Annotated in this window: 25 protein-coding genes; 16 read left to right on the forward strand and 9 right to left on the reverse strand. The window is 31.0% G+C overall.

The window, feature by feature from the left end; translation table 11 throughout:
- Nucleotides 1-300: 300 nt before the first annotated feature.
- Nucleotides 301-1074, reverse strand: a complete 774-nt coding sequence (locus N2251_RS02345) for an IclR family transcriptional regulator (protein ID WP_260585098.1) — start codon at nucleotides 1072-1074, stop codon at nucleotides 301-303.
- A 155-nt stretch (nucleotides 1075-1229) separates the two neighbouring features.
- Between N2251_RS02345 and kynU the strand changes: the two genes are divergently transcribed.
- The 13 genes from kynU (at nucleotide 1230) to N2251_RS02410 (ending at nucleotide 14100) form a co-directional block, all read left to right on the forward strand.
- A complete protein-coding gene (gene kynU, locus N2251_RS02350; protein WP_260585209.1) occupies nucleotides 1230-2489 on the forward strand; it encodes a kynureninase in 1260 nt (419 codons plus the stop codon).
- Nucleotides 2490-2763: 274 nt separating this feature from the next.
- On the forward strand, nucleotides 2764-4188 hold the full coding sequence (locus tag N2251_RS02355; RefSeq protein ID WP_260585099.1) for an FAD-dependent oxidoreductase: 1425 nt from the start codon (nucleotides 2764-2766) through the stop codon (nucleotides 4186-4188).
- Between the two features lie 52 nt (nucleotides 4189-4240).
- Nucleotides 4241-4774, forward strand: a complete 534-nt coding sequence (locus tag N2251_RS02360) for a DUF1697 domain-containing protein (RefSeq protein ID WP_260585100.1) — start codon at nucleotides 4241-4243, stop codon at nucleotides 4772-4774.
- Between the two features lie 28 nt (nucleotides 4775-4802).
- Nucleotides 4803-5372, forward strand: a complete 570-nt coding sequence (locus N2251_RS02365) for a transposase (protein ID WP_260585101.1) — start codon at nucleotides 4803-4805, stop codon at nucleotides 5370-5372.
- Between the two features lie 56 nt (nucleotides 5373-5428).
- Nucleotides 5429-5833, forward strand: coding sequence for a RidA family protein (locus N2251_RS02370; protein ID WP_260585102.1), 405 nt, complete (start codon nucleotides 5429-5431; stop codon nucleotides 5831-5833).
- Between the two features lie 52 nt (nucleotides 5834-5885).
- Complete coding sequence (locus N2251_RS02375; protein ID WP_260585103.1) at nucleotides 5886-7325, forward strand: aldehyde dehydrogenase; 1440 nt, start codon at nucleotides 5886-5888, stop codon at nucleotides 7323-7325.
- Between the two features lie 97 nt (nucleotides 7326-7422).
- Nucleotides 7423-7641: a DUF6500 family protein gene (locus N2251_RS02380; RefSeq protein ID WP_260585104.1), complete on the forward strand. Its 219-nt coding sequence runs from the start codon at nucleotides 7423-7425 to the stop codon at nucleotides 7639-7641.
- A gap of 48 nt (nucleotides 7642-7689) precedes the next feature.
- Nucleotides 7690-8460, forward strand: a complete 771-nt coding sequence (locus tag N2251_RS02385) for an SDR family oxidoreductase (RefSeq protein WP_260585105.1) — start codon at nucleotides 7690-7692, stop codon at nucleotides 8458-8460.
- A gap of 360 nt (nucleotides 8461-8820) precedes the next feature.
- The gene (locus N2251_RS02390) at nucleotides 8821-9348 is read left to right on the forward strand and encodes a 3-hydroxyanthranilate 3,4-dioxygenase (protein WP_260585107.1); all 528 of its coding nucleotides are present in this window, start codon (nucleotides 8821-8823) and stop codon (nucleotides 9346-9348) included.
- The gene (locus tag N2251_RS02395) at nucleotides 9349-10431 is read left to right on the forward strand and encodes an amidohydrolase family protein (RefSeq protein ID WP_260585108.1); all 1083 of its coding nucleotides are present in this window, start codon (nucleotides 9349-9351) and stop codon (nucleotides 10429-10431) included.
- 1 nt (nucleotide 10432) lies between these two features.
- The gene (locus tag N2251_RS02400) at nucleotides 10433-11536 is read left to right on the forward strand and encodes a hypothetical protein (RefSeq protein ID WP_260585109.1); all 1104 of its coding nucleotides are present in this window, start codon (nucleotides 10433-10435) and stop codon (nucleotides 11534-11536) included.
- Nucleotides 11537-11653: 117 nt separating this feature from the next.
- Entirely contained in the window at nucleotides 11654-13201 is a 1548-nt protein-coding gene (locus N2251_RS02405; RefSeq protein WP_260585110.1) for a peptide MFS transporter, read from the forward strand.
- Between the two features lie 98 nt (nucleotides 13202-13299).
- Nucleotides 13300-14100 (forward strand): class I SAM-dependent methyltransferase, encoded by an 801-nt coding sequence (locus N2251_RS02410; protein WP_260585111.1) that lies wholly within the window; start codon nucleotides 13300-13302, stop codon nucleotides 14098-14100.
- A 41-nt stretch (nucleotides 14101-14141) separates the two neighbouring features.
- Here the strand turns inward: N2251_RS02410 and N2251_RS02415 are convergent, their stop codons facing one another.
- From N2251_RS02415 to rsfS, 6 genes are read right to left on the reverse strand one after another with little or no spacing between them, the layout of a single operon-like run.
- The gene (locus N2251_RS02415) at nucleotides 14142-14771 is read right to left on the reverse strand and encodes a YceI family protein (RefSeq protein WP_260585112.1); all 630 of its coding nucleotides are present in this window, start codon (nucleotides 14769-14771) and stop codon (nucleotides 14142-14144) included.
- A 5-nt stretch (nucleotides 14772-14776) separates the two neighbouring features.
- Nucleotides 14777-15034 carry an acyl-CoA-binding protein gene (locus tag N2251_RS02420; protein ID WP_260585113.1) on the reverse strand — a complete coding sequence of 86 codons (258 nt, stop codon included), beginning with the start codon at nucleotides 15032-15034 and terminating at the stop codon, nucleotides 14777-14779.
- 22 nt (nucleotides 15035-15056) lie between these two features.
- Entirely contained in the window at nucleotides 15057-15851 is a 795-nt protein-coding gene (locus N2251_RS02425; protein ID WP_260585114.1) for a phosphatidate cytidylyltransferase, read from the reverse strand.
- A gap of 3 nt (nucleotides 15852-15854) precedes the next feature.
- On the reverse strand, nucleotides 15855-16445 hold the full coding sequence (locus tag N2251_RS02430) for an LUD domain-containing protein (RefSeq protein WP_260585115.1): 591 nt from the start codon (nucleotides 16443-16445) through the stop codon (nucleotides 15855-15857).
- Between the two features lie 11 nt (nucleotides 16446-16456).
- Nucleotides 16457-18385, reverse strand: a complete 1929-nt coding sequence (ftsH, locus tag N2251_RS02435) for an ATP-dependent zinc metalloprotease FtsH (protein WP_260585116.1) — start codon at nucleotides 18383-18385, stop codon at nucleotides 16457-16459.
- A 25-nt stretch (nucleotides 18386-18410) separates the two neighbouring features.
- Nucleotides 18411-18779, reverse strand: coding sequence for a ribosome silencing factor (gene rsfS, locus N2251_RS02440; protein ID WP_260585117.1), 369 nt, complete (start codon nucleotides 18777-18779; stop codon nucleotides 18411-18413).
- Between the two features lie 85 nt (nucleotides 18780-18864).
- On the opposite strand from rsfS, the gene N2251_RS02445 reads away from it, so the two are divergent.
- On the forward strand, nucleotides 18865-19596 hold the full coding sequence (locus N2251_RS02445; protein WP_260585118.1) for a biotin--[acetyl-CoA-carboxylase] ligase: 732 nt from the start codon (nucleotides 18865-18867) through the stop codon (nucleotides 19594-19596).
- A gap of 1 nt (nucleotide 19597) precedes the next feature.
- Here the strand turns inward: N2251_RS02445 and N2251_RS02450 are convergent, their stop codons facing one another.
- A complete protein-coding gene (locus N2251_RS02450) occupies nucleotides 19598-19987 on the reverse strand; it encodes an SRPBCC family protein (RefSeq protein ID WP_260585119.1) in 390 nt (129 codons plus the stop codon).
- Nucleotides 19988-19993: 6 nt separating this feature from the next.
- Nucleotides 19994-20644, reverse strand: coding sequence for an orotate phosphoribosyltransferase (gene pyrE / locus N2251_RS02455; protein ID WP_260585120.1), 651 nt, complete (start codon nucleotides 20642-20644; stop codon nucleotides 19994-19996).
- Between the two features lie 7 nt (nucleotides 20645-20651).
- Here pyrE and N2251_RS02460 point away from each other — a divergent pair, with 7 nt between their 5' ends.
- A complete protein-coding gene (locus tag N2251_RS02460; RefSeq protein WP_260585121.1) occupies nucleotides 20652-21275 on the forward strand; it encodes an NUDIX hydrolase in 624 nt (207 codons plus the stop codon).
- Between the two features lie 113 nt (nucleotides 21276-21388).
- Nucleotides 21389-23278: a molecular chaperone DnaK gene (gene dnaK / locus N2251_RS02465; RefSeq protein ID WP_260585123.1), complete on the forward strand. Its 1890-nt coding sequence runs from the start codon at nucleotides 21389-21391 to the stop codon at nucleotides 23276-23278.
- Nucleotides 23279-23286: the final 8 nt, after the last annotated feature.

Raw genomic sequence — 23286 nt, forward strand, 5'->3', positions numbered from 1 at the left:
GAACAGTTTGATTACAATAAAGATGCTGATATGTTTGTTTGTCCAGCAGGGCACTTAGCCATTAGAAAAGCACAACAAGGGAAAAAAGATGTTGGGAAAAACCAAGTAAACACCTATTATTTCGATGTAGANAAAAAACGGTTTGTTTTACCCAATTTTTATATAACATAAGACTTTATCAAAAAAAGTACAGCAAACAAAAAGCGATTAAGAGAAATGTAACATTTCTTAATCGCTTTTAAAGTTAAATTTCAAAAAGAGTTGCTTTTTCAGTGCCCTCAAATATTTACAAGGTTTTTTTTATAGAGAATCAAAATCTTGTAGTGGTTTTTCAATTAAGGATGCCCCTTTTTGTAAAATTGAAATGTAGTTTTGTACGTTTTCGATTTTAAAACGACTTGAAGGACCAGAAGCACTAATACTTGCAATAGTATTTCCTTTTTTATTAAAAATAGGAATAGCTATGCATATTAAACCTAATTCTAACTCCTCTAAATCTAAAGCATACCCTTGTTTTTTTATAATATGTAACGCTGTTTTTAGATCTGGAATTTTGGTAATTGTTTTTTTAGTAAATTTAGTTAAAGATTCATTTTTTAAATAAGAATTTTGTTTCTCATCAGAAGAAAAAGCTAATAATAATTTTCCTGAAGCAGTTGCGTGTATTGGTTGATAAGAACCAATAGAGGTGCTTATTTTTAAACCCTGTAAGCTATCAGCTTTATTTACGTAAAAAACTTGCTCTTCTTTTAAAATAGCAAGTAATACTGTTTCTTGTATTTCTAAAGCTACATTTTTAATAGGATGATTGGTTGCTGTGATTAAAGATTGATATAAAGAAACACGATTACCTAACTCAAAAAGTTTACTACCTAAACAATACTTTTCATTTTCATTTTGATGTATAACATTTAAATAAACCAAAGTGCTTAATAACCTATAAGTTGTGCTTTTGTTGTAACCTGTTTTATTAGCTAATTCACGTACACCCCATTCTTTTTTATCATTTGTAAAAGCATCTAAAACCGTAAAAGCTTTTATAATTGATTGGTTTAAATTTTTGTTCTCAATCATTATTTTTTGAAAATCATTTTTGCTAATATAATAAAAAAGTGTAAATTTATAAAACACCGTTTCATTTAATGAAACACTTTTGTTTTTTTGATTTGTTTATAAATCAAGTATCTTTAGTGTTTAAAAAGAAAGGTTTTTTAGAAATAAAAAGAAGCATGTACAAAGCAACACTCGATTACGCACAACAACAAGATACAAAAGATAAATTAGCACATTTACGCAATCAGTTTCATATACCAAAAGATAAAGAAGGTAATGAATGGTTGTACTTTACAGGGAATTCGCTTGGGTTACAACCTAAAAATACTCAAAAACACATTCAGCAAGAATTAGATGATTGGGCTAATTATGGAGTAGAAGGTCATTTTGAAGGAAACACACCCTGGTTGCCTTATCATGAGTTTTTAACTGAGAGTATGGCTAAAATTGTAGGAGCAAAACCGCTAGAAGTTGTGGTGATGAATACGCTAACAACCAACTTACATTTGTTAATGGTGTCTTTTTATCAACCAACAAAAAAGAAATATAAAATAGTCATAGAATCTGATGCATTTCCTTCAGATAGATATGCTGTACAATCTCAATTAAAATTCCATGGATTTGATGTAGCAGACGGATTAATTGAATGGAAACCAAGAGCGGGTGAAGAGTTATTAAATATTGAAGATTTAGAAACGATCGTTGCCGAACAAGGAGATGAAATTGCGTTACTATTAATAGGAGGCGTTAATTATTATACCGGTCAATATTTAGATTTAAAACGAATTGCAGAAATAGGACATTCAAAAGAATGTTTTGTAGGGATTGATTTGGCACACGGAGCTGGTAATATTTCTCCTAATTTACACGATTCAGGAGTAGATTTTGCAGCTTGGTGTACTTATAAGTATTTAAATTCAGGGCCCGGAAGTTTAGGAGGATTGTTTGTGCACGAAAAGCATGCACATAATAAAGAATTACCACGTTTTTCTGGTTGGTGGAATCACAATAAAGAAACACGTTTTAATATGCGTCAACCTTTTGATGTAATGGCAGGAGCAGAAGGATGGCAATTAAGTAATCCGCCAATATTATCTATGGCAGCAATTAAAGCTTCTTTAGATATGTTTACTGAGGTAGGAATGGAAGCATTAGGAGAAAAATCAGAAAAATTAACAGGTTATTTTGAATTTTTAATCAACCAAATTGATTCAGAAGATATTAAAATAATTACGCCAAGTAATCCAAAAGAGCGCGGTTGTCAGTTGTCTATTCAAGTAAAAAACGCTGATAAAAGTTTACATAAAAAATTAACAGAAAACAATATTATAACCGATTGGCGAGAGCCAGATGTTATTCGTTGCGCGCCAGTGCCAATGTATAATAGTTTTGAAGATGTGTTTAGAATGGTTTCGATTTTAAAAACACTTTTGTAAAATTATTAAATTGAATTTATTTCAGTTTTTCATTAGGTTTGTCATTTCTGAGCAGATAGAAATCTGAAAAAAAATAGAATGAAGAAAAAAGAGAAAAAATCATTTTGGGAAATTATAGAAATACCAGGTTTAATAATTTTCACCATTCTATTAAGTAGGTTATTGTATAAAATAATTAAAGAATATTTTTAAAATATAAATTTAATTTCTCCTCGAGCGCAGTCGAGAGGTTTTAATTAGTACAGGACTGCGCTCGAACAGACACGAATATAAAATGAACAAACAAGATAATATATTAATTATAGGAGCAGGTTTATGCGGAAGTTTATTGGCTTTACGATTGGCGCAAAGAGGTTTTAAAGTAACTATTTACGAAAGTCGTCCAGATTTACGAACTACAGATATTTCTGCAGGAAGATCTATTAATTTAGCATTGTCAGATCGTGGATTTAAAGCTTTGCGTTTATGCGGAGTAGAAGAAAAAGCACGTGAAATTTGTATTCCGATGTATGGTCGTTTAATGCATGATAAAGAAAGCAATACGTTTGCATCAAATTATTCAGGAAGAGAAAATGAATACATCAATTCTATTTCTCGTGGCGATTTAAACGGGATTTTACTAACTGAAGCCGAAAAGCACGAAAATGTAACTATTCATTTTAATAAAAAATGTACTTCGGTAGACATTGAAAATACCGTTGCTCATTTTAAAGATTATAAAACTAAAGAAGAATTTTCTATTAATGCAGATGTAATTTTCGGAACAGATGGAGCTGGTTCGTCACTTAGAAAAAGTTATTATTTAGAGAAGAAATTTTTGTTTAGCTATTCGCAAAATTATTTATCTCATGGATATAAAGAATTAGAAATTCCGGCAGATAAAGTTGGAAATCATCAAATAAGTAAAGATCATTTACACATTTGGCCACGAGGAGAATATATGTTAATTGCCTTACCAAATATGGATGGAAGCTTTACGGTAACACTCTTTTTAAGTTATGATGAAGGTGAGTATAATTTCCGAAATTTAACATCCGAAGAAAAAATTTCCGCATTTTTTGAAGAGCAATTTCCGGATGCTTTAAAATTAATTCCGAGTATAAAAGACGAGTTTTTTAACAATCCGACTGGTTCGTTAGGAACCGTAAAATGTTCACCTTGGAGCTATCAAAATAAAACCATTTTAATGGGTGATGCTGCGCATGCAATTGTACCGTTTTACGGACAAGGAATGAATGCTTCGTTTGAAGATGTAACTGTTTTTGATGAAGTTTTAAGTCATTTCGAGAGCAGTCGAGAAATAGCTAGCTGGGAAACAGTTTTTAAAAGGTACGAAAAAGCAAGAAAAGAAGACACCGATGCCATTGCTGATTTAGCGATCGATAACTTTTATGAGATGAAAGATCATGTGGCAAATCCGTTATTCAAGCAAAAAAGAAAAATAGAAATGGATTTGGAGAAGAATTTTCCAACCGAGTATTTTTCTAAATATTCTATGGTAACTTTTAACGAAAATATCCCTTATAAAGAAGCCATGAAAAAAGGACGCGCACAAGACAAAGCTTTGTTGAATTTAATTGCTGATAAAGATATTTCAACTTCATTAAATATGACAAAAGATGAATTGAAAATTGTTTTAGAAAAAGTGCAACAAGAAACCAATGAGATTTTAAATGACGATAAAATTGCTGGTTTGTAATGTATAAAATACCTCACAGGTTTTCAAAATCTGTGAAGTCTCAAAAATAAATATGAAAACATATATCGTTTTACTTCGGGGAATTAATGTGTCAGGAAAAAATAAACTTCCGATGGCTGAGCTACGTGAATTATTAAATGATTTAGGGTTTAAAAATGTTGAAACCTATATTCAGAGTGGTAATATTATTTTAAGTTCAGATGAAACAAAAGTTGAGGTTTGTAAAAGAGTAAATAAAGGAATTGCTGATAAGTTTGGTTATGATATTCCTGTGTTAGTAAGAACACCACAAGAATGGAAAACAGTAATTGATAAATACCCTTTTTCAATAGAGAATGAAAAAATAGTTGCTTTTACTTTTTTAGATAAAACAACAAGTGAAACAGAATTTGAAATAAAAGGAATTAAAGAAGATCAATATAAAATAGCTGGTGATGTAATTTATTTAAACTGTCTGTCAGGTTTCGGAAAAACAAAATTGACGAATAATATGATTGAGAAAAAACTCAATGTTATAGCAACAACAAGAAATTATAAAACAACTTTAAAGTTATTAGAATTAGCGAAAGACCTCACAGGTTTTTAAAACCTGTGAGGCTTACATAATAAATTAGATGAAATACGAAGCGTTACAAGTAAATAATTATTATCATATTTTCAATCAAGGAAATAATGGAGAAAATATCTTTATAGAAGATGTTAACTATATTTATTTCTTAAAATTAATGAAAAAGTACGTTAATCCTATAGCTAATGTTTTATCCTATTGTTTATTGAAAAATCACTTTCATTTATTAGTTCAGATAAAAGAAGTAGCAGAAGAGAAAAAAGTATCTAAATCATTTTCTAATCTATTTAATTCATACTCAAAATCAATAAATAAGAAGTATAATAGAAGAGGTAGTTTATTTAGAGATCGATTTAAGAGAATTAAGGTTGAAGAAGAAGTATATTTAAAAAAGTTAATAATTTATATAAATTTAAATCCAATTTATCATCAATTTGTAACAAGTTTAAATGATTATAAACATTCATCATATTTAAGTCTTATTTCAGAAAAAAGCACTTTATTAAAAAGGGAAGAAGTGCTATTTTTATTTGGTAATAGAGATAATTTTATACACCATTTAGCTTACAAAAAATTGGAGTTTGATGAAAAATTAACGGAATTAGTTTTAGAATAATTAAATATAAACCTCACAGGTTTTTAAAACCTGTGAGGTTTACTAAGTAAAGTAATATGAAAAAAAAAGTAACACCAAGAGGCGCATATCCACATGTAAAAGTTGTGGGTGATTTTATTTTTGTGTCAGGAACAAGTTCAAGGCGTTCAGACAATACAATTGCAGGAGTTGAGTTGGTTGATGAAATGAACACTAAAAAGTTAGATGCAGAAATTCAAACACGAGAAGTTTTAAAAAATATCGATAAAACATTACAAACCGTTGGTGCAAGTATTAAAGATGTGGTTGATGTAACCTCATTTTTGGTAAATATGAACGATTTTGCTGGCTATAACAAAGCGTATGCTGAGTTTTTTGAAAAAGAAACCGGTCCCACAAGAACCACTGTTGCAGTGCATCAATTACCACATCCAGATTTGGTGGTGGAAATTAAAGTTGTGGCTTTTAAGAAACAAAAATAGAGAAAAGACCTCACAGGTTTTTAAAACCTGTGAGGTCTAATTAAACAATAGAATGAACATAAAAAACTACATAAACGGACAATTTGTTGCTTCGATTGAAGGAAATACCATTGATAATTACAATCCATCAAATGGAGAAGTATATTCTCAAATTCCGAATTCAACCAAAGAAGATGTTGAGTTGGCTTATAAAGCAGCAGCAGATGCTTTTCCCGCTTGGTCAAACACTACTTTAGAAGAAAGAAGTGAAATTCTGATTAAAATATCAAATTTGTTGGAAGTAAATTTAGAGCGTTTTGCATTGGCAGAATCTAAAGATAACGGAAAACCGTTAAGTTTGGCTAAACAAATTGATATTCCGAGAGCAGCAAGTAATTTTCGTTTTTTTGGAAACGCGATTACACAGTTTGCTTCAGAAGCACATGAAAGTGTAGGGTTGGATGCAGTAAATTTTACGTTACGTCAGCCAATAGGTGTGGTAGGTTGTATTTCTCCTTGGAATTTACCGCTGTATTTATTTACATGGAAAATTGCTCCGGCAATTGCAGCAGGAAACTGTGTGGTAGCAAAACCAAGTGAAGTAACACCAATGACAGCATATTTGTTAGGTGAGATTTGTAATGAAGCAGGGTTACCAAAAGGAGTCTTAAATATTGTCCACGGTTTAGGAGGTTCAACAGGACAAGCAATTGTAGCACATCCGAATATTAAAGCAATTTCATTTACAGGAGGAACAACTACTGGAGCACATATTGCACGAGTAGCAGCGCCAATGTTTAAGAAGTTATCTTTAGAGTTAGGAGGGAAGAACCCTAATTTAATTTTTGCAGATTGCGATTACGATAAAATGTTAGCAACCACAGTTAGATCTTCATTTGCAAATCAAGGTCAGATTTGTTTATGCGGAAGTAGAATTTTTGTGGAAGAAAAAATATATGAACGATTTAAAAAAGATTTCGTTCAAAAAGTATCTGAATTAAAAGTTGGAAATCCAGCAAATAGCGATACAAATATTGGAGCTTTAGTGTCTAAACAGCATTTAGAAAAAGTAAAATCATATATTGATATAGCTGAGGAAGAAGGAGGCAAGATTCTTTTTGGAGGTGAAACTGTGACTGTAGCTGACAGTGAAAACGGATATTATTTACAACCTACAATAATTGAAGTAACGGATAATAAATGTCGATTGAATCAAGAAGAAATTTTTGGTCCGGTAGTTACCATTATGTCATTTAAAACGGATAACGAAGCATTGCATTTAGCAAACGATGTTAAATACGGTTTATCTGCAACACTTTGGACAAATAATTTAAATAGAACCATGCAATTTTCTAAACAATTACAAACCGGAATTGTTTGGGTAAATACATGGATGTTACGAGATTTAAGAACTCCTTTTGGAGGGGCAAAAGCAAGTGGCGTAGGGCGTGAAGGTGGTTTTGAAGCATTGCGCTTTTTTACCGAACCTAAAAATATTTGTATTAAATATTAAAGATACCAGTTTTGGGTTTTAATGCACAGTGATTACATAATGTAAATTCGAGTGATTTTGAGGAACGAAAAATTGTATCGAGAGCTAAATAAAAATGATGAATAAAGAAATACAACAAAAAATAATCGCTGTTTGTGAAGAGAAAATCGCAAAAAAAGGAACCAATGTAGGGTTGTCTTTTTATGCATTTTTTAAAAATAAAAATGACAATCCAAAGCTGTTAATGGAAGTTGCAAAATGGTGGATTGAAACTCATGAGTTAGACCACTTTGAAAAAGCAGTGAAAGTTAAAGCAATGATTTTAGAAAATAAATAAGAACCAAGAGAAAAGATGTAAAAGTCTTTTTTCTTTCATCTATAATAAATGAATTTAAACATACAAAATAAAAACGCCTTAGTTTGCGGTAGCACACAAGGTATCGGAAAAGCATCAGCAATTGGTTTGGCTACAGAAGGTGTAAACGTAACATTAATTGCGCGTAACGAAGAAAAATTAAAAGCAGTTTTGGCTGAATTACCAAAAGGAAATCACAGTTATATCGTTGCCGATTTTTCAAATCCATCAGAATTAAAAGAAAAGATTGAAGCAAGTAATTTAAACTTTCATATTTTAATAAATAATACTGGTGGACCTGCTGGTGGACCAGTTTTTAATGCACAATTAGATGAGTTTGAACGTGCTTTTACTCAGCATTTAAAATGCAATCATGTATTGGTGCAAGCGGTGGTTCCGTTTATGAAAGAAGCAGGTTTTGGTCGAATTATCAATGTGATTTCTACTTCGGTAAAACAACCTTTAGATGGTTTGGGAGTGTCGAATACGATTCGTGGTGCCGTAGCCAATTGGTCTAAAACACTGGCAAACGAGCTTGGGCAGTTTAATATTACCGTAAATAATGTATTGCCTGGAGCTACAGGAACAGAGCGTTTAAAAGAAATTATAAACAATAAAGCTGCCAAAACAGGATTGTCTGTTGATGAGGTTTCTAAAAATATGATGAACGCATCGCCAGCAAAACGTTTTGCAAAGCCAGAAGAAATTGCCAATGCGGTGGTGTTTTTAGCAAGTGAAAGTGCAAGCTTTATTAACGGAATTAACGTTCCGGTTGATGGTGGAAGAACAAAGAGTTTATAATTTATTTAGTAGCTATTTCCTGCTTTCGCTACTCGCTTTTTTAAGTTGAAAAAAACTTAAAAAGAGCTTAAACAAACCGCTCAATCAGGGCTAAGTTAGTTTTTTAAGAGTTGTTTAAAATCAAAGTGTTTTTTTGTGTTTATACAAGAACTATGTTTTTAAGAAGCAGTATGTTACAATGAAAATAAAAATTATAAATAAAAAATAAAATTTCGCGTTAGGGATTGTAGCGGCATCCTTTTTATGTTAATTCGAGTGTTTTATTTTGAAGTGATAACGAAAAAAATAAAATGTATCGAGAATACATAAAAAGATACAGCGAAAAGCCCGACCTTTAGGGAACGCCCAAATACTATATATATGAATTTAGTACAGCCTTTAAATTTTAAAAAGTGGATTGATGAAAACCGTCATTTATTAAAACCACCCGTTGGTAATAAACAAGTGTGGGATAATGGCGAATATATTGTAATGGTTGTTGGTGGACCAAATAACAGAAAAGATTATCATTATAACGAAACACCAGAGTTTTTTTACCAAGTAGAAGGTGATATGGTTTTAAAAATCATTGATGCTAACGGAAAAATGATTGATGTAGAAATTAATGAAGGTGATATTTATTTGTTGCCTGCTAAAGTACCGCATTCGCCACAACGTAAAGAAAATACGGTAGGTTTGGTAATTGAATACCCGCGAGCTAAAGAGATGATGGATGCCTTAGAATGGTATTGCGAAAATTGTGGAAATCAGTTATACAGAGAAGAATTTGCTTTGGATAATATAGAAACAGATATGCCAATTATTTTTGATAAATATTATTCTGATACTCAAAAATGTACTTGTAATAATTGCGGAACAGTAATGCAAGCACCAAATAAAATTAAATAAATGAAACGTAAATTACGCATAAACGGGCATTCACATTTATTACCATATCCAGAGCAAATTCCTAGTTTTATGAAGGAAAAAGAAATCTTTTGGGTAGATGATGAGCGAAAACATATGTTGCAAAAAGGATGGAAACGACCTGTTACAGATTCGAGTTTCTTTTTAGATGAAAAGTTACTTTGGATGGAAAAAAATAAGTTAGACCATGCCGTAGTTTTAAATCTTTCTCAGTTGTACGGAAACGGATTGCGTTTAGAAGAAATGAAAAAAGCATTGCGTTTTCAAAATGATTTTAACGCAAAGGTACAGCACGATCATCCAGGTAAATTTACTTGTGGTTTTGTGGTGCATCCTGGTTTTATTTACGGAGCATTATATGAAATAGAGCGTTGTGTAGAAGAATTAGGTTTAAAAGTATTGTGTTTGCCAACACATTTTATGGATTCGATTGGGCAGTGGCGTTGTGTTTTTGATAAAGAAAATGATCCAATTTTCGAATTGGCAAATAAATATAAACTAGCCATTGAAATTCATCCGTATGACGGAGATAAAATGATTAAGTTAGAAAATACCAATTGGCGTTTTCATTTAATTTGGATGTTGGCTCAATGTGGTGATGCGTATCATTTTTATACTTTAAACGGTATGCAAGAACGTTTTCCGAATATAAGAACTTGTTTTGCGCATGGTGGTCAGTTGGCACAAATGAATTTAGGACGTCGTATTCAAGGATTTGACGGAAGACCCGATTTGTTTGAAGGAAAAACACACCCAAGAAAAGCAGTAGGGCACCCGAATATCTTTTTTGACACTTTGGTTCATGATACAGATTCTTTAAAATTAATGATCGACCGCCAAGGATCAAATCAAGTAATAATGGGATTAGATGACCCATATCCGTTAGGAGAAATGGAAAGTGATGCGCAATCATCGTATCCAGGTAAATTGTTAGATTTAGCTATTGATAGAGATATTATTAATCAAAAGCAATACGACGAAATTTGGGAAGATAATACCTTGCGTTGGTTGTTTGGTGATGATGAAAAAGCGAAACAAGATTTGATTTCGAAAATTTTAAAATAACATGTCTGAAGTTACTCAGTTTCATAATTTATTGCACATTTTTATTTCTTTTATAGGTGCAATTTTATTGTTAGCTATTTATTATAATATAAGAAAGCGATTTAAGCAGGTTTTGGAAGAGGGGAGTACATTAAAACGTGTAGATAAAGGTTTACTGTATTTAAGTTTTGGAATGTTAATTTGGGTAATTTCTGGTATTTGGGCATACACAGCGGGTTATTTTAAATTTATAGAAACAAGTATTTATCAAATAGGTGTAAATATTTTATCAACCATAAATAATTTATTTTGGTTACTGGCATTGTATTATGTGTATGACGCGCCAAAATTTATTTATAGAAATGAAAAAAACGTAAAAGTTATTGGAGTTATTATACTTATAGTAGCTTCAATCACACTTATTTTGTCCTCGTTTATAGGAAATGAAATTTATTTCGGAATGAAAATAGCAGCAATTCCGGATGTGTTATTAACTACTTTTTTGTGTTATTTAATGGCAGTTTCGTTTTTTAGAACTTTTATGTATCGAGATTTAAAATTGGTAGCTATTATTTCGATCGTTTCAATTTTATTATTATTTCTATCGCAATTATATGATGTTTTTGTAGGTTTAGATAATGATTTTGTGAATCTGATGATTAGGATTATAGCAAAAACATCGTTGGTTTCGGTATTTTTAGTTTTGGCAACAAGCTGGGTGATTCAGCTAGCGCACACTCCAAAACCAAACGAAATTAAAATCAAATTTTTAGACTGGTCTTTAATACAATTAAGTATACCATCTAAAGGAATATATGAAGAAAGAATAGATTTCGGATCGAAAACAACGCAGTATAAAAACTTATTGAATTTTGCATATAGAAGAAAATTTGCTGATGCTTGTAACCAATCTATTGTTGTAAATTCAGGCGGAGAAATAAAAAGTCAAACCTACTTAACTAGAATCGTTGATAATATAAATTTGATACTTCAGTTAGAAGAAAACGATCGATTGGAACGCAAAGATTTAATCACGTTTATAGGCGAAAGTAAATATCGTTTGCGTATTTTACCTGAGCATATATTTATTGATGAAGCTTTGCTAGAAGAATACCAAGAAAAATAATTTTAAGTGCTTTTTAGAGTTACAAAAACTCACAATTCATTATTTTTTAGTACAATTAACTACAATGCTTTTTAAAAAAATCACATAAAAATAGATTTGTAAAAACAAATTTATTTTATGAAAACACATACTTCTACGTCCGATTTTATAGGGCATCCAAAAGGGTTACTTTATTTATTTTTTGCTGAACTATGGGAGCGATTCTCGTTTTACGGAATGCGAGCTTTGCTTGTTCTGTATATGACAAAGCATTTGTTGTATTCCGATGAAATGTCATTCGGAGTATATGCAGCATATATGTCACTAGTATATGTAACACCTATGATTGGAGGTATTCTTGCTGATAAAATACTAGGTTTTCGAAAAGCAATTTTGTTGGGCGGTGTATTAATGGCGTTGGGACATTTCTTACTAACCTTTGAGCAACCAGTTTTTTTCTACGGATCATTGGCTTTAATTATTGTAGGAAACGGATTCTTTAAGCCAAACATTTCTTCGTTTGTAGGTAATTTGTATGAGCAAGGAGATGTGCGTAGAGATGCAGGATTTACCATTTTTTATATGGGAATAAATATTGGTGGGGCAGTAGCGCCGTTAGCTTGTGCTTGGTTTGCCGAAACTTATGGTTGGCATTATGGTTTTGTATTAGCAGGAATTGGTATGTTATTAGGATTGCTTGTATTTCAAAGAGGTCTTAAAAATAATACTTTTGAAGATAAAGGTTTGGTTACAAATAAGGAGTTGTATAATGAATCGATCTTCGGAATAAAAAAAGGGAATGCTATTATTATTGCCGCATTTTTGTCGGTGCCAATTTTTGCCTTAATTGTGCGATTTCATCAGTTTGAACATTACTTAGTTTGGGTAGTTTCATTATTTTTAATCGCCTACATCACCCATATTTTAAAAAAAGTAAGTAAAACCGAAAAGCAGCGTTTATTAGTTGCTGTATATTTTACTGTTTTGTACACACTCTTTTCTGCAATCTTTGAGCAAGCAGGTAGTTCATTAACGCTCTTCGCAGATAGAAATGTGAATTTAATAGGAATGAGTGCAGCAGGTACCAATAGTATCAACTCTGGATTTATTATTTTATTAGCAATTCCGTTTTCTATATTATGGACATTTTTGAGTAAAATAAATAAGAATCCTAATTCGGTAATTAAATTCGGACTTGGATTATTATTTCTTGGACTTGGTTTTGTTATTTTCGGAATGTCAGCAAATCAAGTAGATGCATTTGCAAAAACTCCGATGTTTTACTTAGTGATAGGTTATTTAGTATTAACAATAGGAGAACTATTTTTATCACCTATCGGTTTGTCAAAAATGACAGAATTATCGCCAATTAAATATGTTTCTTTTATTATGGGAGTATGGTTTTCGGCGAATTTTTATGGTCACTTCTTCGCAGGAAAAATAGCCAAATTAACTACAGTTTCGGAAGGTGATTTGGGAGTGTTTTCAGAGGGGTTTTTTGGAGAAATCACTCAGTTTATAACAGGATTATCAAGTAGTGTAGTTTTAGAAAAAGGAATTGTATTTCAGCAGTTGTACACGTATGTTTCTGTATATGCAAGTTTTGGAGTTATGGCTTCGATTGTAGGTGTTTTAGTAATTGTTTTTTCTTCATCTATAAAAAAAATGATGAATAGTATTCACTAAATGTATTAATTTTATTTCTTATTGATTAACAATAAAATCAAAATAAAGATGAAAAGTATGAGACAGAATAATTTCAATATTTTTAATATCTTAGTTCTATGGAAAATAAGGAGCAATATTTTGTGACAAATAAGGAAACTTGGAATAAGAAAGTTGCTGTGCATGCTAAAAGCGATATGTATGATTTAAAAGCATTCAAAAAAGGTAAGAATTCATTAATGAAATATGAATTAGATACTTTAGGAGATATTTCAGGAAAATCATTATTGCATTTACAATGTCACTTCGGACAAGACACATTGAGTTTGGCAAGAATGGGGGCAAAATGCACAGGAATTGATTTGTCAGATGAAGGAATAAAATTAGCAGAAGAATTAAATACAGAATTAAACTTAGATGCTAATTTTGTATGCTGTAATGTATATGATACAAATGATTATGTTTTAGAAACTTTTGATATTGTTTTTACAAGCTACGGAGTTATTGGTTGGCTACCGGATTTAAAACCTTGGGCAAAAGTGGTGGCTTCTAAATTAAAAAGTTGTGGAACGTTTTTTATAGCTGAATTTCATCCGATTGTATGGATGTTCGATTATCAGAATGATGATGTGAAAATGAGATACAAGTACAATCAGAAAGAAGTGGTTTATGAAGAATATTCTGGTACATATGCAGATACTAATGATGAAATGATAACCAAAGAATATGGTTGGAATCACGGGTTAGGTGATGTAATTACTGCGTTAACTTCTGAAGGTTTGCAGATAGATTTTTTAAAAGAATACGATGAATGTCCTTACAATGTATTACCAAATTTAGAAGAAACAGAAAACGGTATGTTTGTAACAAAAGATAAACTATATCCTTTAATTTTTACACTTAAAGCAACAAAGCCTTAGATAAAATCTAAGGCTTTGTTTTTATGCAAGTAAATTGAGTATTACTTAAAAGTAGAAGTAATGTTTATTGCAACATCATCCCACGTTTTAGAAATACCGTCAGCACCTTTATGTAAATCTTTACAAGCGTCATTTAAAGATATTAATGCTTTTTCTGCGCTAAAATCAGTAATTTTTAAGTTACCAGTTAAGTTGAAAACCTTTCCGTTTATAGTGTACTTAAATGGTAGTTTCTTCGTAACTCCATTCATAGTTATATCAGAATACCCAATAGAATCATTTTCTAGAACTAATTTACCAGAAAGTAATTTTGTGTTATCCATAAGACCAAAAAAGAATTTTTTAATCTTAAAATCTCTACTTGTGTCTTTTGTGAAAACACTGCTCACTGGAATTGAAAATTCAGCATTATTAATAGCTTCTTTAACCGTATTTCCTTGTCCATTAGATGTAACGTTTACTTTTTGAAATTGTCCGTTTACAGGCAGCTTTTCAGTTGTTTTATAAGCTGTCCAATTTATAGCATTGTCTGCATCTTGTAAGATAAAAGCAGCTTTCTGTATTGCTTCAACTTTTTTATTTTCTGTTGTTTCTTTTTTTGCTTCTGACTTACAAGAAACAAAACTTCCTATGGCTGTGAATACAAATAATGAATAAATGATTTTTTTCATGGTAATTATTTTATAATTAAGTTAACTAAATTGATGTATTCTTGTTTGGCTTCATTTTCACTCATACCTTGTAATTGAATCCAAGCATTAAATTTAAAAGCATTTCTCAAATCATGATTACTATTAAAAGTAAACTTATCTCCTTTTACTGCTTGTTTATAATAAGCATAGAATTTAAGCATAACATCAGGAGGTAACTTTTCTTTATAACTAGAAGCTTTTTTATAAGCTTTATTAAACTGTATATCTAAATCACTTATCATAAATAATAATCAAGTAGGGTAATTATATTAAATAGTGTACATACAAATATACGAAAGGAGCAAGGAAAAACAAACTATCAAGTCTGTCTAGTAAACCTCCATGACCTGGCATAATAGTACCACTGTCTTTTACATTTGCCTGTCTTTTAAATTTCGATTCAACTAAATCACCTAAAGAACCAAATACAGCAACAATAATAGCAATGATCATCCAGTTTAAGATTGAAAAATAATCAGAGTAATTACCAATTAAAAATCCAGCTAAAACAGCAAATAGTAATCCGCCAATAAAACCTTCAATCGTTTTTTTAGGAGACACAGATTCAAATAATTTATGCTTTCCAAAATTTTTCCCTACAAAAAAGGCAAAGCTGTCATTAATCCAAATCATTAAAATGATAAAAACAATAATGTTAGGATGATAGCTGTTTTCAATAAAAGGTAGTTTTATTAAAAAGTAAAAAGGTAGTATCAAATAAATTACTTGTAAGAATAATTTTTGTCCTAAATTATCTGTTTTTATAGGTTTAGTACTAATTAATAAGTAGAGTAGTATAAGTAAGCCTGCTAATGAAAAACCTATTAAATTATTAGCAAATGATAAAGGTAACTCGATAACAGACAGGTATACAATTCCTGCTAAAATTAAATAAGGTGTAATATTTTTTAATTCCAGTATTCTTGAAAATTCAAAAACACATATACTTGCAAAAACTGCAATTAATCCGATATATGATTCTGCTGAAAAAAGGATGGCTGAAATAAAAAGGATAGCATAAACAAGTCCAGAAATACTTCTTGTTATAAGGTTGCGCATGGTTTATAAATCTTCAAAGAGCAGCAAATATAAGTTTTTTGTATTACTATTACCATAACTTAAAAAACTATCATCTTCTACTTCTAATTTGTAATTTGTGATTGCGCTAATATTGGTAGGAATGTTGCCACTAAAATGCGTTTTTATGCCTGTTAAACCTTCTCCCATATTTTTGACTAACTGACTGGTAGTCGCATACACGATAAAATGCTCTGAATGAGAAGACAGTTTGTTGCCTCCTAGTTGATTAGATGAAAATAAAATGTTTCCATTATTCGCGATTAAATGCTCACAAGATGTAAAAAAAGGAATAGCTTCAGAAGAATGCTGCTGAATATTAAGGTCTACTTTTTTTGTTATTTTTAATAAATCAAAATCAGAACACGTTATTTTTTTCCAATTATTTTCTTGTAAAATATGTTTCAAATTGTTGGAAACTTCATCTATAGTGGTGCAGTATAAAAATTTACCACCTTTATTGATAAAATTATGAACAAAAGAATCATCTAAAGATAAGTTAACTTCCTGTTCGTTAATTAACTTTTCTTCAGATGATTTTTTATATGATTTATATAATTTTTTTATAAAATTCATTCAAATAAAAACTATTCTTCAGTTATTGGATTAGTTTTAGTTTCTTTTTTCTCAAATGGTCTTTCACCAAATACCTTAACTAAGTCATCTTTAAACATAACTTCTTTTTCAAGTAATAACTCAGCAAGTTGACTAAGTTTGTCTTTATGTTCGCTTAAAAGATCAATAGCTCTTTGGTACTGAACCTCAATCATTTTAGAAATTTCTTCATCAATAATTTTAGCAGTGTCATCACTATATGGTTTTACGAAAGAATCGTTTCCTGATGAATCGTAATAAGTAACGTTACCTACTTTTTCATTTAATCCATAAACAGTAACCATAGCACGAGCTTGTTTGGTAACTTTTTCTAAATCACTTAAAGCACCTGTAGAAATTTTATTAAACATCAACTTTTCTGCAGCTCTACCACCCATGGTAGCACACATTTCATCAAGCATTTGTTCTGTTTGAATAATTTTTCTTTCTTCAGGAAGATACCAAGCTGCACCTAATGATTGACCACGCGGTACAATGGTAACTTTTACTAACGGAGCAGCATGTTCTAACATCCAGCTTACGGTAGCATGACCAGCTTCATGAAAAGCAATAACTTTCTTTTCTTTAGGCGTGATTACTTTATTTTTCTTTTCTAAACCACCAACAATTCTGTCAACAGCATCTAAGAAATCTTGATGTTCAATTGCTTCTTTGTTATTTCTAGCAGCGATTAAAGCAGCTTCGTTACATAAGTTTGCAATATCAGCACCAGAAAACCCTGGAGTTTGTTGTGCAAGCAATTCTAAATTAGCATTTTCGGCTAATTTTAAAGGTTTTATATGTACCTCGAAAATTTCTCTACGCTCATGTAAATCAGGAAGATCAACATATATCTGACGGTCAAAACGACCCGCACGCATTAAAGCCTTATCTAATACATCTGCACGGTTTGTAGCGGCTAATACAATAACATTTGTATCAGTACCAAAACCATCCATTTCTGTTAAAAGTTGATTCAATGTATTCTCACGTTCATCATTACCACCTGTCATGCTATTTTTACCTCTTGCACGACCAATAGCATCAATTTCATCAATAAAAATAATAGAAGGAGATTTTTGCTGTGCTTGTTTAAATAAATCTCTTACACGAGAAGCACCAACACCAACAAACATTTCTACGAAATCAGATCCTGATAAAGAGAAAAAAGGAACACCTGCTTCACCTGCAACAGCCTTAGCTAATAGTGTTTTACCTGTTCCTGGAGGCCCTACTAATAAGGCTCCTTTAGGTATTTTACCTCCTAATTTGGTGTATTTTTCAGGTGTTTTTAAGAAGTCTACAATTTCTTGAATTTCTTCTTTTGCACCTTCTAAACCAGCAACATTTTTAAAAGTTGTTTTAACTTTGGTATTCTCATCAAATAATTTTGCTTTCGATTTACCGATGTTAAATATTTGACCACCGCCTCCGGCTCCAGAACCACCACCAGACATTCTTTTCATAAAGAAAAGCCAGATACCGATTAATAAGATAAAAGGTAAAAAACCAATGATAGTATCCATCATACTGGTTTTACTGTCATTTCCTTTATCAAAATTAAGATTGTACGTTTCTTTGGCTTTTTGTAGCTCTTTTTCAAAGTTTTGTAAATCACCAAAGTTATAGGTATACAATGGGTCTCCTTTTCTGTAAAAAGGAGAATTACTTAACTTTTGATGTGCTTCTTTTTTTAAAGATTCGTCATTAATAAAGATTTCAGCAAAAGATTTATTGTAAATAAGTATTTTAGATACATCTCCTTTTTTAAGAATTTCATTAAACTCATTTTCAGATAATTTTTTCGAACCCAAGTCATTTGAGTTTAAAAAACTTAATCCTAAAAGAACAACTAATATCGGAATGTATATCCAAAATGAATTAAAAGTAAATTTTGGTGCATTTTTTTTCTTATCACTCATAAATATGTGTCTAAATTAATAGTAATTACGCTGGGTTAATTTCCGTGATTTTTGCATCACCCCAAAGACTTTCAATATCATAATAATCACGTATTTGTTTTTGAAAAACATGAACAACAACGTGTACATAATCCATTAAAACCCATTCAGAATTTCCTTGCCCTTCAATATGCCAAGGTTTATCTTTAAGTTCTTTACTTACCATTTTCTGTACCGAGCCAGAAATAGCGTTTACTTGTGTGTTTGAGTTTCCTGAGCAAATTATAAAATAATCGCAAACAGTGTTTTCTATTTCTCTTAAATCTAGTAGTTGGATGTTTTCTCCTTTTACTTCTTCAATCCCTTTTATAATCACAGCGATTAAATCGTCTGTGCTTGCTTGTTTTTTAGTCATCAAAAAAATTAATTTTTAGCAAAGTTATTCTTTTTTTGCGAGTATATTGCTTAATATTGATACTTGTTTTACTCGCAAAACTTATATGAAAATAATCAAACTTGATGCCATTGATTCTACCAATTCTTTTTTAAAGGATATGGCAGTAAAAGTAAATGTGGATGACTTTACCGTAGTGGTTGCAAAAGAGCAAACATTGGGTAGAGGACAAATGAATTCGAATTGGAATGTGCAGGGAGGTAAGAGCTTGACTTTTAGTGTTTTTTGTAGGTTTGAAAATTTTAATGTAGTTGATTATAAATATTTAAATTTTTGTGTTTCTTTAAGCGTTTATGATGCTGTTAAATATTTGAAACTACCTCGGTTAGCTATTAAATGGCCTAACGACATTATGTCAGAAAATAAAAAAATAGCAGGTGTTTTAATTGAAAACACTTTAAGTTTAACTAAAATTACTTCTACTGTTATCGGAATCGGACTTAATGTGAATCAGGATAGTTTTTCGGTTGATTTACCAAATGCGTCTTCAATAAAAATGATTTTAGGTGAAGAAATCGATTTAGATTTTTTACTAGATAAAGTTTTAGTCAGCTTGAAAGAGAACATTAAATTGCTGCGAAAAAAAGAATACGCCGTTTTAGAAAAGCAATATTTAAGTTTTTTGTATAAAAAAAATGTTCCGAGTATGTTTAAAACAAATCAGAACATTTTATTTATGGGTAAAATCATAGGAGTATCCAAATCAGGAAATCTCCAAATCGAACTAGAAAACGAAACAGTAAAAGAATTTGGTATTAAAGAAGTTTCGTTTGCCTAATTTATATTTTAGCAATATTCTCAGTTAAAGTTTCAATAAATTTAGTTAATGGTTTTTTAACCATCATTGCCATCATCGCATTAAATTCACCATCAAACTTTAAAATAACTTCACTTTCATTTTCAGAAACTTCACTAATATCTGATGATAAAGTGAAAGGTAATTTACTACTAGCAGCACCTAAAGTTATATTAGAATACTCAGTTTTTTCTTTTATTACCAATCTTATTTCTGGCATTCCTTTTAAACCAAAAATAAAACTATCACCATCTACTTCAAATTTTTGAGTATTTTCTGGCATTAATTGTTCGAAGTTCTCTAATTTGATTAAAAAATCAAATACTTCTTTAGTCGATTTTTTTACAATTACTTTGTTTCCTTCAATATTCATTATTTCTTATTTTTCGTTTTGTTTCCATCTGCTAGGTGCTACTCTCCAATCTTCTAGCATTCTTAATTCTTCATTGGTAATGTATTTACTATCTAAAGCTTGTTCAAGTAAACATTCGTAGTTACTTAATGTTGTAAGTTCTACATTATCATTTTTAAAGTTTTCGGTAGCAATATCAAATCCGTAAGAAAAAATAGCAATCATACCTTTTACGGTTGCATTTGCTTCTTTTAAAGCTTTTACAGCATTTAAACTACTTTTACCAGTGCTAATTAAGTCTTCAATAACAACTACGTTTTGGCCGCTTTCTAAATGTCCTTCTATCTGATTTTTTCGTCCGTGTTTTTTAGGTTCTGGACGAACATATATAAAAGGGACTCCTAATTCTTGAGCTACAAGCATACCAATAGCGATTGCTCCGGTAGCAACACCAGCAATTACATCTGGTTTACCATGTTTTTCTTCAACTAGTTTTGCAATCTTCTCTTTTAAGAAATTTCTAACTGGCGGATAAGATAATGTAACTCTATTGTCACAGTATATTGGTGATTTCCAACCAGAAGCCCAGTTAAAAGGTTCGTTAGGGCTTAATTTAATAGCTTTTATTTGCAGCAAAAGTTCAGCTGTTTTTTTTCCTGTATCTTTGTTAAAATCCATAAAGCAAATGTATAAAGTTTTTGTTAATGATAAACCAATAATCTTTACAACTTCAGTAAAAAATGAAGAAGATTATATTGTTTTTACTTACAAAAATGTAATTATGGAAGAACTTATTTATAAGTTGAAACAGGGTAAGTTAAATGGAGTTTACTTATATACGCCTAATTTACTTGAAACATGGGAGGTGTTTAAGGAGAGTTTTAATGTGAAAATTGCAGCTGGCGGACTGGTTTTAAATGATAAAAAAGAGATGCTATTTATTTATAGAGCTAGTAAATGGGATTTACCAAAAGGACGGGCAGAAAAAGGAGAAAAGATAGAAGAAACAGCTATTAGAGAAGTTGAAGAAGAATGCGGTATAACAAATCTTAAAATTGATAAAAAGCTAATAGAAACCTATCATTTTTTTATTCAAAATGGAAAATACAGATTAAAAGAAACGCATTGGTATTTAATGTACTCTTCTTATAAAGGTAAATTAACGCCTCAACTTGAAGAAGGAATTACTAAAGTAATGTTTAAAGATACCGAAGCAACAGAAATAGCTTTAAGAAAAACGTTTTCTAATATCATTTTAGTATATAAACATTATAAAAATCAATTAAAAAATGACACTCTGTCATTGTAGTTTCATAACGGCACTTTTTTTTCTGCCAAAACAAATATAAAAACCAGTTGGCACACACTTTGACTAACACTACTTGTAAAATTGAATTAAAAATTTAAGATAAATAGTTAGTTATGAGTAAAATTATAGGAATTGATTTAGGAACCACAAATTCATGTGTTTCTGTAATGGAAGGGAATGAACCAGTTGTTATTCCTAACGCAGAAGGAAAAAGAACAACACCATCTATCGTAGCATTCGTAGAAGGAGGAGAGCGTAAAGTTGGTGATCCAGCAAAGCGTCAAGCAGTTACTAACCCAACAAAAACAGTTTATTCTATTAAACGTTTTATGGGTAATAAGTTTTCTGATTCTTCAAAAGAAGCAGGAAGAGTACCTTATAGTGTTGTAAAAGGAGATAATGATACACCTCGTGTTGATATTGATGGTCGTTTATATACGCCACAAGAAATTTCTGCAATGGTATTACAGAAAATGAAGAAAACAGCTGAAGACTATTTAGGTCAAGATGTTTCTGAAGCTGTAATTACTGTACCAGCATATTTTAACGATGCACAACGTCAGGCTACAAAAGAAGCTGGTGAAATTGCAGGTTTAAAAGTTCGTAGAATTATTAACGAACCAACTGCAGCTGCTTTAGCTTATGGTTTAGATAAATCTCATGATGATAAAAAAATAGTTGTTTTTGATTTTGGTGGTGGAACACATGATGTTTCTATCTTAGAATTAGGAGATGGTGTATTTGAAGTATTAGCTACTGATGGTGATACACACTTAGGTGGAGATGATGTTGATGAAAGAATCATTAACTGGTTAGCAGAAGAATTTATTGCTGACGAAGCAATGGATTTACGTAAAGATCCAATGTCTTTACAGCGTTTAAAAGAAGCTGCTGAAAAAGCGAAGATTGAATTATCTAGCACAACTTCATCAGAAATTAACTTACCATATATTACAGCTACTGCTTCAGGACCAAAGCACTTAGTTAGAACATTAACAAGAGCTAAATTTGAGGCTTTAATTGATGATTTAATCAAAAGAACTATTGAGCCTTGTGCAACTGCTTTAAAAAATGCTGATTTATCTATCGATGAAATCGATGAAATCGTATTAGTAGGTGGATCAACTCGTATTCCTGCAATTCAGGAAGCTGTTGAAAATTTCTTTAAAAAATCACCAAGTAAAGGAGTAAATCCTGATGAAGTAGTTTCTTTAGGAGCTGCAATTCAAGGTGGAGTTTTATCTGGAGATGTAAAAGACGTATTATTATTAGATGTTACGCCTTTATCTTTAGGAATCGAAACAATGGGTAACGTATTCACAAAGTTAATCGATGCGAATACTACTATTCCAACAAAAAAATCTCAAGTATTCTCTACAGCTGTAGATAATCAACCATCTGTAGATATTCACGTTTTACAAGGTGAAAGAGCAATGGCAGCAGATAATAACACAATTGGTCGTTTCCAATTAACTGATATTCCACCAGCACAAAGAGGAGTTCCTCAAATTGAAGTAACTTTTGATATTGATGCAAACGGAATCATTAAAGTATCTGCATCTGATAAAGCTACAGGGAAAACTCAAGATATTAAGATTGAGGCTTCTTCAGGATTATCAGAAGAAGAAATTGAAAAAATGAAAGCTGATGCAGAAGCAAATGCTGATGCTGATGCAAAAGCAAAAGAAACTGCTGAAAAAATAAATGAAGCAGATTCAATGATTTTTCAAACAGAAAAGCAATTAAAAGAATTTGGTGAAAAATTATCTGACGATAAGAAAGCGCCAATTGAAGCTGCCTTAGTTGAATTAAAAGCTGCTCATGAGTCTGCAGATTTAGCACAGATTGATACTGCAATGACTACAATTAATGAAGCATGGAAAGCTGCTTCTGAAGAAATGTATGCAGATCAAGGTGCTGCAGGAGCTCAACAAGCTCAACCAGAAGCAAACAATGCTCAGGAAGATAATGTTGAAGATGTAGACTTCGAAGAAGTAAAATAATAATACAT

Origin of the sequence: Tenacibaculum haliotis (genome assembly GCF_025215075.1) — a bacterium.
Classification (GTDB): domain Bacteria; phylum Bacteroidota; class Bacteroidia; order Flavobacteriales; family Flavobacteriaceae; genus Polaribacter; species Polaribacter haliotis_B.

Coding starts and splice junctions, on each gene's coding strand:
- N2251_RS02345 (WP_260585098.1), bottom strand. CDS start 1,074: ATGATTGAGAACAAAAATTTAAACCAATCAATTATAAAAGCTTTTACG.
- kynU (WP_260585209.1), top strand. CDS start 1,230: ATGTACAAAGCAACACTCGATTACGCACAACAACAAGATACAAAAGAT.
- N2251_RS02355 (WP_260585099.1), top strand. CDS start 2,764: ATGAACAAACAAGATAATATATTAATTATAGGAGCAGGTTTATGCGGA.
- N2251_RS02360 (WP_260585100.1), top strand. CDS start 4,241: ATGAAAACATATATCGTTTTACTTCGGGGAATTAATGTGTCAGGAAAA.
- N2251_RS02365 (WP_260585101.1), top strand. CDS start 4,803: ATGAAATACGAAGCGTTACAAGTAAATAATTATTATCATATTTTCAAT.
- N2251_RS02370 (WP_260585102.1), top strand. CDS start 5,429: ATGAAAAAAAAAGTAACACCAAGAGGCGCATATCCACATGTAAAAGTT.
- N2251_RS02375 (WP_260585103.1), top strand. CDS start 5,886: ATGAACATAAAAAACTACATAAACGGACAATTTGTTGCTTCGATTGAA.
- N2251_RS02380 (WP_260585104.1), top strand. CDS start 7,423: ATGAATAAAGAAATACAACAAAAAATAATCGCTGTTTGTGAAGAGAAA.
- N2251_RS02385 (WP_260585105.1), top strand. CDS start 7,690: ATGAATTTAAACATACAAAATAAAAACGCCTTAGTTTGCGGTAGCACA.
- N2251_RS02390 (WP_260585107.1), top strand. CDS start 8,821: ATGAATTTAGTACAGCCTTTAAATTTTAAAAAGTGGATTGATGAAAAC.
- N2251_RS02395 (WP_260585108.1), top strand. CDS start 9,349: ATGAAACGTAAATTACGCATAAACGGGCATTCACATTTATTACCATAT.
- N2251_RS02400 (WP_260585109.1), top strand. CDS start 10,433: ATGTCTGAAGTTACTCAGTTTCATAATTTATTGCACATTTTTATTTCT.
- N2251_RS02405 (WP_260585110.1), top strand. CDS start 11,654: ATGAAAACACATACTTCTACGTCCGATTTTATAGGGCATCCAAAAGGG.
- N2251_RS02410 (WP_260585111.1), top strand. CDS start 13,300: ATGGAAAATAAGGAGCAATATTTTGTGACAAATAAGGAAACTTGGAAT.
- N2251_RS02415 (WP_260585112.1), bottom strand. CDS start 14,771: ATGAAAAAAATCATTTATTCATTATTTGTATTCACAGCCATAGGAAGT.
- N2251_RS02420 (WP_260585113.1), bottom strand. CDS start 15,034: ATGATAAGTGATTTAGATATACAGTTTAATAAAGCTTATAAAAAAGCT.
- N2251_RS02425 (WP_260585114.1), bottom strand. CDS start 15,851: ATGCGCAACCTTATAACAAGAAGTATTTCTGGACTTGTTTATGCTATC.
- N2251_RS02430 (WP_260585115.1), bottom strand. CDS start 16,445: ATGAATTTTATAAAAAAATTATATAAATCATATAAAAAATCATCTGAA.
- ftsH (WP_260585116.1), bottom strand. CDS start 18,385: ATGAGTGATAAGAAAAAAAATGCACCAAAATTTACTTTTAATTCATTT.
- rsfS (WP_260585117.1), bottom strand. CDS start 18,779: ATGACTAAAAAACAAGCAAGCACAGACGATTTAATCGCTGTGATTATA.
- N2251_RS02445 (WP_260585118.1), top strand. CDS start 18,865: ATGAAAATAATCAAACTTGATGCCATTGATTCTACCAATTCTTTTTTA.
- N2251_RS02450 (WP_260585119.1), bottom strand. CDS start 19,987: ATGAATATTGAAGGAAACAAAGTAATTGTAAAAAAATCGACTAAAGAA.
- pyrE (WP_260585120.1), bottom strand. CDS start 20,644: ATGGATTTTAACAAAGATACAGGAAAAAAAACAGCTGAACTTTTGCTG.
- N2251_RS02460 (WP_260585121.1), top strand. CDS start 20,652: ATGTATAAAGTTTTTGTTAATGATAAACCAATAATCTTTACAACTTCA.
- dnaK (WP_260585123.1), top strand. CDS start 21,389: ATGAGTAAAATTATAGGAATTGATTTAGGAACCACAAATTCATGTGTT.